The 7,342-nt window shown below is 62.3% G+C and carries 8 protein-coding genes; 7 read left to right on the forward strand and 1 reads right to left on the reverse strand.

Features of this window, described 5'->3' with window-relative positions; all coding sequences use genetic code 11:
* Positions 1–22: 22 nt before the first annotated feature.
* From EN984_RS15770 to EN984_RS15800, 7 genes are all read left to right on the forward strand, one after another.
* The gene (locus tag EN984_RS15770) at positions 23–691 is read left to right on the forward strand and encodes a carbohydrate kinase family protein (protein WP_245480070.1); all 669 of its coding nucleotides are present in this window, start codon (positions 23–25) and stop codon (positions 689–691) included.
* Positions 692–763: 72 nt separating this feature from the next.
* Positions 764–1,540: a glutamine amidotransferase gene (locus EN984_RS15775; RefSeq protein ID WP_127271194.1), complete on the forward strand. Its 777-nt coding sequence runs from the start codon at positions 764–766 to the stop codon at positions 1,538–1,540.
* 28 nt (positions 1,541–1,568) lie between these two features.
* Positions 1,569–2,339 carry an ATP-binding cassette domain-containing protein gene (locus EN984_RS15780; RefSeq protein ID WP_127271196.1) on the forward strand — a complete coding sequence of 257 codons (771 nt, stop codon included), beginning with the start codon at positions 1,569–1,571 and terminating at the stop codon, positions 2,337–2,339.
* Positions 2,340–2,371: 32 nt separating this feature from the next.
* Positions 2,372–3,358, forward strand: coding sequence for an autoinducer 2 ABC transporter substrate-binding protein (locus EN984_RS15785; protein WP_127383822.1), 987 nt, complete (start codon positions 2,372–2,374; stop codon positions 3,356–3,358).
* Between the two features lie 8 nt (positions 3,359–3,366).
* Positions 3,367–4,353 (forward strand): ABC transporter permease, encoded by a 987-nt coding sequence (locus tag EN984_RS15790; RefSeq protein ID WP_206517084.1) that lies wholly within the window; start codon positions 3,367–3,369, stop codon positions 4,351–4,353.
* Entirely contained in the window at positions 4,350–5,309 is a 960-nt protein-coding gene (locus EN984_RS15795) for an ABC transporter permease (protein ID WP_127270155.1), read from the forward strand. The genes EN984_RS15790 and EN984_RS15795 overlap by 4 nt, the downstream gene beginning before the upstream one ends.
* Complete coding sequence (locus tag EN984_RS15800; RefSeq protein ID WP_127270153.1) at positions 5,309–6,625, forward strand: ArgE/DapE family deacylase; 1,317 nt, start codon at positions 5,309–5,311, stop codon at positions 6,623–6,625. Before EN984_RS15795 ends, EN984_RS15800 begins: the two co-directional genes overlap by 1 nt.
* 177 nt (positions 6,626–6,802) lie before the next feature.
* Here the strand turns inward: EN984_RS15800 and EN984_RS15805 are convergent.
* The coding region (locus EN984_RS15805) for a hypothetical protein (RefSeq protein WP_348630226.1) at positions 6,803–7,342 on the reverse strand (540 nt) is incomplete at its 5' end.

A 7,342-nucleotide genomic window follows, 5' to 3' on the forward strand; every position in this document is an offset into this window, starting at 1 on the left:
CAACCGCCTCTCCCAGGCGATCGTGATCATCGAGCGCAATGGCAGCCGGACGATCATCAGCGAACCGTTCGAGCTTGGCGAGGTCGACCTGACAGCCAATCTGGATATCCAGCCCGAGCAACGTCCGGCCTGCCTTCATATCGAAGGCTTCCACTACGAGACGATGACCGCGTCCATCGCTCGCTTTCATCAGGCGGGCTGGAAGGTGAGCCTGCATTCGGCCGGTCTTCCCAAAAGCGCACGCACGCCGGAAACCTTCTCGCAGATGGTCAAACAGATCGATCTGACCTTCATCAACGATGTGATGATACGGGAAATCTTCGACTTTCGCAGCCGTATGGCGACGACGATCGAAGAGGTGCGAGTGATGTTATCACGCATCAAACAACGGGGAACGGTCGTGCTCACCCTCGGCGAGTTCGGCGCCGTCGTTTTTCCGGCGAATGGCGGTCCGCAGATCGAGGTGCCGGCGCTGCCGGTCAATCGCGTCGACGCGACAGGCGCCGGCGACAGCTTTGCCGGCATCTTCCTTGCCCTTTGGCTGCATGGCGCGTCGCTCGACGACGCCGCGCGCTATGCGGCAATCGGGGCGAGCCTGACGACAACGGTTGAAGGCGCGCAGGGTTACATCGCAGACTTTGCCACGCTGAAGGCTGCGGCCCTGGCGAACAATGCCGTGATGGCCAGTTGAAACAATGGCTTATCGACGTTTCGACCTGGCGCGGAACACCGCATCAACCGACGAAATCAGGAGAGTATGATCATGGCGAAAACAAAAGTCCTTCTTGTCGGCGAAAGCTGGGTGAGTTCGGCGACCCACTACAAGGGGTTCGACCAGTTCGGCAGCGTCACCTTTCACCTGGGCGCAACACCCCTGGTGGACGCTTTGAAGGGCAGCGAATTCGATCTCGACTACATGCCCGCTCACGAGGCCGTCGAGAAGCTGCCTTTCACCATGGAAGGGCTGTCGCAATACAGGGCGATCATCCTGTCCGACATTGGCGCGAATTCACTCCTGCTCCACCCCGATGTCTGGCTGCACGGCAAAACGGTTCCCAACCGGCTCAAGCTCCTGCGCGACTGGACGCTGGCCGGCGGCGGCCTGATCATGATCGGCGGCTATTTCAGCTTCCAGGGCATTGACGGCAAGGCCCGCTGGCATCGCACGGCGGTCGAGGAGGCGCTGCCGGTGACCTGCCTTCCCAATGATGACCGGCTCGAAATACCGGAAGGCTTTCGTCCTGAGATCACTGGTTCCAGGGATCATCCGATTTTTGCCGGCATCGAGGGCGAATGGCCGCTGCTGCTCGGTGCCAACGAGGTCATCGCCCGTGATCGCGACGATGTCGAGGTCCTGGCGCGGCTGCCGCAGGACCAGGGCGGCCATCCCCTGCTGGTTACCGGGCGCCATGGCGAAGGGCGTACGCTGGTCTGGACGTCGGACATCGGTCCTCACTGGCTGCCGAACAGTTTTGTCGAATGGCCTGGCTACGCGCGGCTTTGGACCAACGTGCTGCGCTGGGTCAGCAACGCCGCCTAGCCGATCCGCAATCGTCGGGGAACCCGTCATGACAGAGCCCTTTCTTGTCGCCAGAAACATCGCCAAGCGCTTCGGCGCTCTGACCGCGCTGGCAAATGTCGATCTGGAGATCCGCTCCGGCGAGGTGCTGGCGCTTCTCGGCGACAATGGCGCCGGCAAATCGACCTTCATCAAGATCCTGGCAGGCGCTCATCCGCCCAGTGGTGGGGAGCTTGTGATCGAGGGCAATCCGGTCGCCTTTCACTCGCCCAAGGATGCCGCGGCATCGGGGATCGCGACGATCTTTCAGGAACTGGCGCTTTCGGAGAACCTGTCGATCGCAGAAAACGTCTTTCTCGGCCGTGAATTGAAACGCTCCATTTTTGGCATTCCGTTCCTGAAGCGCAAAGAAATGCGCCAGCGCGTCGACGGCCTGCTGAAGGAGCTCGACGCCCATATTTCCGATCCAGAAGCGCCTGTTGGCAGTCTGTCGGGCGGCCAACGCCAGGCCGTCGCAATCTGCCGGGCGCTCAATCTGAATGCCAGGCTGGTCATCATGGATGAGCCGACCGCGGCCCTTGCCGTTGCCGAAACGCGCAAGGTCCTGGCGCTGACACGGCGGCTTGCCGCGCGCGGCTGTGCCGTTGTGCTCATCAGCCACAACATTTCCGAAGTCTTCGAGGTTGCCGACCGCATCGTGGTGTTCCGGCGCGGCCGCAAGGTGGCCGAACGGCTGGCGGCCGATACCGATCACGAGGAAGTCGTTTCGCTCATAACAGGCGCTCATCCCGACGTGCGGGCGCTTGAAAAAACAAACTGAAACGCACGTCATTTCCAGAGAGGTTCAAACACATGCTTTCACAGTTCAAGAAAGTGCTCGCCGCTTCCGCACTGTCACTCGCCATTGCAACCGCGGCGCATGCCGCGGACAAACACAAGGTCGCCTTCGTTCCGCAATTGATCGGCATCCCTTACTTCAACGCCATGGAAGCCGGCGGCAATCGCGCCGCCAAGGACCTGGGCCTCGATTTCATCTATTCCGGTCCCGTCGACACCAATCCGGTCGACCAGTTGCAGATCGTCCAGAACCTGATCGATCAGGGCGTCGAGGCGATCTCGGTCAGCGTCCTCGATGCCTCCAGCATCGCACCCGTGGTCGAGAGCGCCAAGGCGAAAGGCATCAAGCTGTTCACCAGCGACAGCGACGCGCCCGACAGCGGCCGCGCCGTCTATGTGGCGCAGGCGACCGACGAAGGCCTCGGCACAACCATTGTCGAAGAACTCGTCAAGCGCGTCGGCGAGGACGCAACCATCGGCATCGTCTCCGGCGAGGCAACGGCGTCCAATCTCAACGCCTGGATCGGCTTCATGCAGAAGCAAGCCACCGCCAAATATCCGAAGCTGAAGCTGCTCGCGCCGCAATTCGCCGGCGGCACCGCCGAACGCGCCGCGCAAATATCAGGCGATCTGATGGCGGCCAACCCGGACATCAAGGCGATCATCGCCGTCGCCTCCTCGACATGCCCGGGCGTAGCCCAGGCCATCGAAACCGCAGGCAAGATCGGCTCGGTCATCGGTGCCGGCTACTGCAGCCCGAACACGGCACGGTCTTACCTGAAGAGCGGAGCCTTCGGCTTCACCGTTCTCTGGGATCCCGAGCAACTCGGCTATCTCACGGTCTGGGCCGGCAAACAGCTGATCGACGGTAAGAGCTTCGAAGCGGAAAACAAGGTCGTCGGCCTGGAAAAGCCCGTCACCTATGATGCCGCCAAGGGCATTTTGCTTCTCGGGCCGCCGGCCGTCTTCACCAAGGACAATGTCGACAAGTTCAACTTCTGAGCTCTGAGATGAACGTGGTGCGGCAGTTTGGAAACGGTGTCTTCTCCATGAACGGGCGGGAGTGGTCTCTGTTTGTCGCCTGTTTGCTGGCGATCGTCATCTTTTCTGTCGCATCGCCGCACTACGCGACATCAGGCAATGCAGCCACGGTCTTGCGCAACAGTGTCGAACTGCTGCTGATCGGCCTTGGCATGACCCTGCTGCTCGCCATGGGCGGCATCGATGTCTCGATCGGCATCGTCATGGGTCTGGCGGCCATCGCCATCGGGCGTGTGCTCGGCGCCGGCGGCAATCCGCTGCTGGCGCTCATTGCAGGCCCTTTGGTCGGTGCGCTGCTGGGATGCGTGACCGCCGCCGTCGTTGTCCTCGGCCGCGTTCCGGCAATTGTCGGTACACTCGGCCTGCTTGGTGTCTACCGCACCGCCGTCTTCGTACTTCTCGGAGGGCAATGGCTTTCGGGCCTGCCCTCGAGCCTTACAGATCTTCTTGCAACCAGCGTGCTCGGCGTCCCCGTCCCTGCCCTGGTGATTGCCGTTGCCTATCTGGCCGTCTGGCTGGCGCTGCGGCGAACCCCTTATGGGCTGCATCTGCTGGCGATCGGCAATTCGGAGGAAAAAGCGCGGCTTTCTGGCATCCCGGTGATCAAGATCCGCTTCATGACCTTCGTCATCAGCGGTGTGCTGACTGGCATTGCCGCCACGTTCTATGTCGCCACCTATCGCAATGTGGAGATGACGATCGGCAGCACGCTGGCGCTCGACGCCATTGCCGCGGTCATTCTTGGCGGGACCAGCATATTGGGCGGCAGATGCAGCCTGATCGGCACCGTGCTCGGCGTGCTGCTTCTGAGAATCCTGCAGAACGGCCTGCTGCTGATCGGTGTCCCTTCCCTTTGGCAGCCTGTCGTCACCGGCGTTCTCATCATCGGCGTGCTTGGCTTCGAAGCTGTTTGCAACCGATTGCCGCTCGGCAGATTTCAACGAGCCCGCGCATGAAAACGCTCCGCAACCTGCAAGGCCCGGCCCTTACCCTGGCTTTGCTCTGTATGCTTTGGCTGATCGTGATTGTCGGCCTGCTGGCGCTCAGGCCTTCTGTTTTCAATCTCGGCACCGTCACCACCATTCTTCAGTTCTCGACGATCCTTGCCCTGGTCGGCCTTGGACAAGGGCTGGTCATCATGGCCGGTGGCGCCGGCATCGACCTCTCGGTCGGCGGTGCGGTCTCGCTGTCCGCCATCGTCGCGATGCTTTGCCTCAAGCTGGGATTGCCGCCGGTCCTGCTGCCCGCCGTCTGCATCCTGGCCGGCGCGATGCTCGGTGCCTTGAACGGATGGCTGGTGAACGGGCTCGCGCTTCTCCCCTTCATCGCGACGCTCGGCACCTTCTTCGTCTATTCCGGCGCTGCACTTGCCATTACCGGCGGCGCGGCCCAAGCAGGCGTGCCCTCCTGGCTGCTTGTGTGGGGGCGCGGCGTCGTCATGGGCATTCCCCTGCCCTTTCTCACCCTTGCCATCCCCTGCTTTGCGCTAGCCGGTTTGGTGCTGCTCTCGACAGCGTGGGGGCGCTGGATCTACGCCATGGGTTTCAACGAACGCTCGGCCAGGCTGGTCGGTATTCCGGTCGATCGCGTTCGCTTGATCCTCTACGCCTTGAGTGGCGCGCTCGCCGGCGCCGCTGGGCTCGTCTCGATCTCCTGGCTCGGCAGCGGCAGGCCCAATATCGGCCAGAACCTCGAACTCGAATCGCTGACTGCCGCCATGCTTGGAGGCATCGCCATCACCGGAGGGCGCGGTGGCGTTGGCGGCGTGTTCGCGGCCGTCCTGCTGCTGGTCACGCTGAAGACCGGCCTTCTGCAATTGAACATCAACACGGTTTGGCAGGTGGGGATTGTCGGCGCCCTTCTGGTTTTCGTCCTTCTCGCCGACCGACTTTCCCAACGTTGGAGATCATGATGCCGTCCATGGAAGAGATCATTGCCGCGCGCGTCGAGGCAAGCGCTGACCGTATCGTCCAAACGCTGAGCGATCTCGTCGCCTTCCCCTCGATCGTGAAATCCGATCCAAAGGAGGCCGGCCCCGGCGAGCGTGATTGCCAGCTCTATCTGCAAAAGCGGATCGAGGCGCTCGGCTTCTCGACCGATCTATGGGACCCGGATGGCCCTGCACTCTACGAAAAATACAAGGGGCGCGCCGGCGCCAACAAAGGCAGGACGTTCGAAGGCCGGCCCAATCTCGGCGGCGTCTTGAAGGGCACGGGCGGCGGTCGCTCCATCATGCTGACCGGCCATATCGATGTCGTCCCGCCCGGCGCCGCAGGGCACTGGACGACCGACCCGTTCCAGCCCGTCCTCAAGGACGGATTTCTACACGGCCGCGGTACGGTCGACATGAAAGGCGGCGTCGCCTGCATGCTGATGGCCGTCGAGATCCTGAAGGGACTCGACATTCCCCTGTCCGGAGACGTCGTCTTCACCACCGTCGTCGACGAGGAAATCGGCGGCATGGGGTCGCTGGCCATGGTCGATCGCGGCTTTCACGCCGACGCCGGCATCATGACCGAACCGACGGCGAACAAGATCGCACCGCTCTGTCACGGCATTCTGTGGGGGAAGATCATCATTGACGGCATAGGCGGGCATGCGGAGCTGACGCCCAATGCCTGGTATTCGAGCGGCCCGGTCGATGCCGTCCAGCTTTGCCGGCAAATCCTCGACGGCATCGACATCCTCAACCGGCGCTGGATGTTCGATCCCAGAAAGAACCATCCGTTGATGGACCTGCCCAACCAGATCATCGTCACCCAGATGAGCGCCGGCGAACATCCGTCCTCCATGGCAGGGCGCGGCGAGATCATCATCGACGCTCAATATCTGCCGAGCGAGCACGACGAGTTCAAACTGGGTGGCAACGTCAAACGCGAAATCGAAGAGCACATAGCCAATGTCTGCCAGGCAGACCCCTACCTGCGAAAGCACCCCGCCCGCGTCGAGTGGATCCTCGACGCCGATTGCGCCGAAATCCCCTCGGACAATCCCTTTGTCGGCGTCTTCCAGGAGGCCGTCAAAGAAGCCAATCTCTCGCCGGTCCTGAGTGGTTTTGGCGCGCACAGCGACATCGGCCTGCCGACCGGCCTCGGCAACACGCCGACCGTCAATTTCGGTCCCGGCGACCCCGCGCAGGCGCATCAGCCGAACGAACGCGTTTCGGTGCGCGATCTCGTCGATTGCACCAAGGCAATTGCAATTGCCGTCGAAAAATGGTGCCGCTAGCGGGCACCGCCAACATGAATGGATCGGTTAGCAATGCCACGACAGGCGGCGGCATCGTGGCCGAACTTGCGCTACTGCCTGGTGATGTCGTCGCGTTCTGACAGCCGGAGGTCCTGAGCAAGAGATTTTGAGGTCCTGAGCAAGCCATTCCTGTCGCCGCCCTGGCTCACGATCCGTTCACGGCGGATCGGTGTTGCAGCTGCCGGCTACCTGATTGACCGCTTCGCCGAACCCGGCGAGGTCGAAATCGGCCTCGCCGCGCCCCGCCAGCAGCCCGAACCGCCACGAAAGCTGGAGCCGGTTCGCGGCGACAAGGCGCCTGATGCCATCGGCGCCATCGCGCACCAGCATCCGGCCGCGCGGCCCGACCGCCCAGCTTTCATCGAACTTGCTCTCCTGATCGACCGTGATCGACATGGTGATCTTGCGGCTGGCCGAAACAGCGTCGTTCAATTGCAGCCATTCAGTCCAATGCGGCTCGCCGTTTGCCCGGCAGGCAATCGTCAGGATCGGGCTGTAGCTCAAGGCACCGCCGCCGGTGATCAGCTTGTTGGTTGCGTAGAGCGAGGCCGTGACAAGGCCGTCTTCACTCGTGCCGAAGCGCCAGTTGTCAGACACCGCGCCGGCCTGGGCGATGCCGCAGACCGAGACAAGGACCAGCGCGATTGCCGAAGCGTGTCCCAATTCGACGAACAGTCTCAACACGCCCTCCAACAA

Source organism: Mesorhizobium sp. M7A.F.Ca.CA.004.12.1.1 (genome assembly GCF_003997835.1).
Lineage (GTDB): Bacteria > Pseudomonadota > Alphaproteobacteria > Rhizobiales > Rhizobiaceae > Mesorhizobium.

Excerpts from the sequence above, each read along its gene's own strand:
- EN984_RS15775 (WP_127271194.1), top strand. The coding sequence starts at position 764 with ATGGCGAAAACAAAAGTCCTTCTTGTCGGCGAAAGCTGGGTGAGTTCG.
- EN984_RS15790 (WP_206517084.1), top strand. The coding sequence starts at position 3,367 with ATGAACGTGGTGCGGCAGTTTGGAAACGGTGTCTTCTCCATGAACGGG.
- EN984_RS15800 (WP_127270153.1), top strand. The coding sequence starts at position 5,309 with ATGCCGTCCATGGAAGAGATCATTGCCGCGCGCGTCGAGGCAAGCGCT.
- EN984_RS15780 (WP_127271196.1), top strand. The coding sequence starts at position 1,569 with ATGACAGAGCCCTTTCTTGTCGCCAGAAACATCGCCAAGCGCTTCGGC.
- EN984_RS15795 (WP_127270155.1), top strand. The coding sequence starts at position 4,350 with ATGAAAACGCTCCGCAACCTGCAAGGCCCGGCCCTTACCCTGGCTTTG.
- EN984_RS15785 (WP_127383822.1), top strand. The coding sequence starts at position 2,372 with ATGCTTTCACAGTTCAAGAAAGTGCTCGCCGCTTCCGCACTGTCACTC.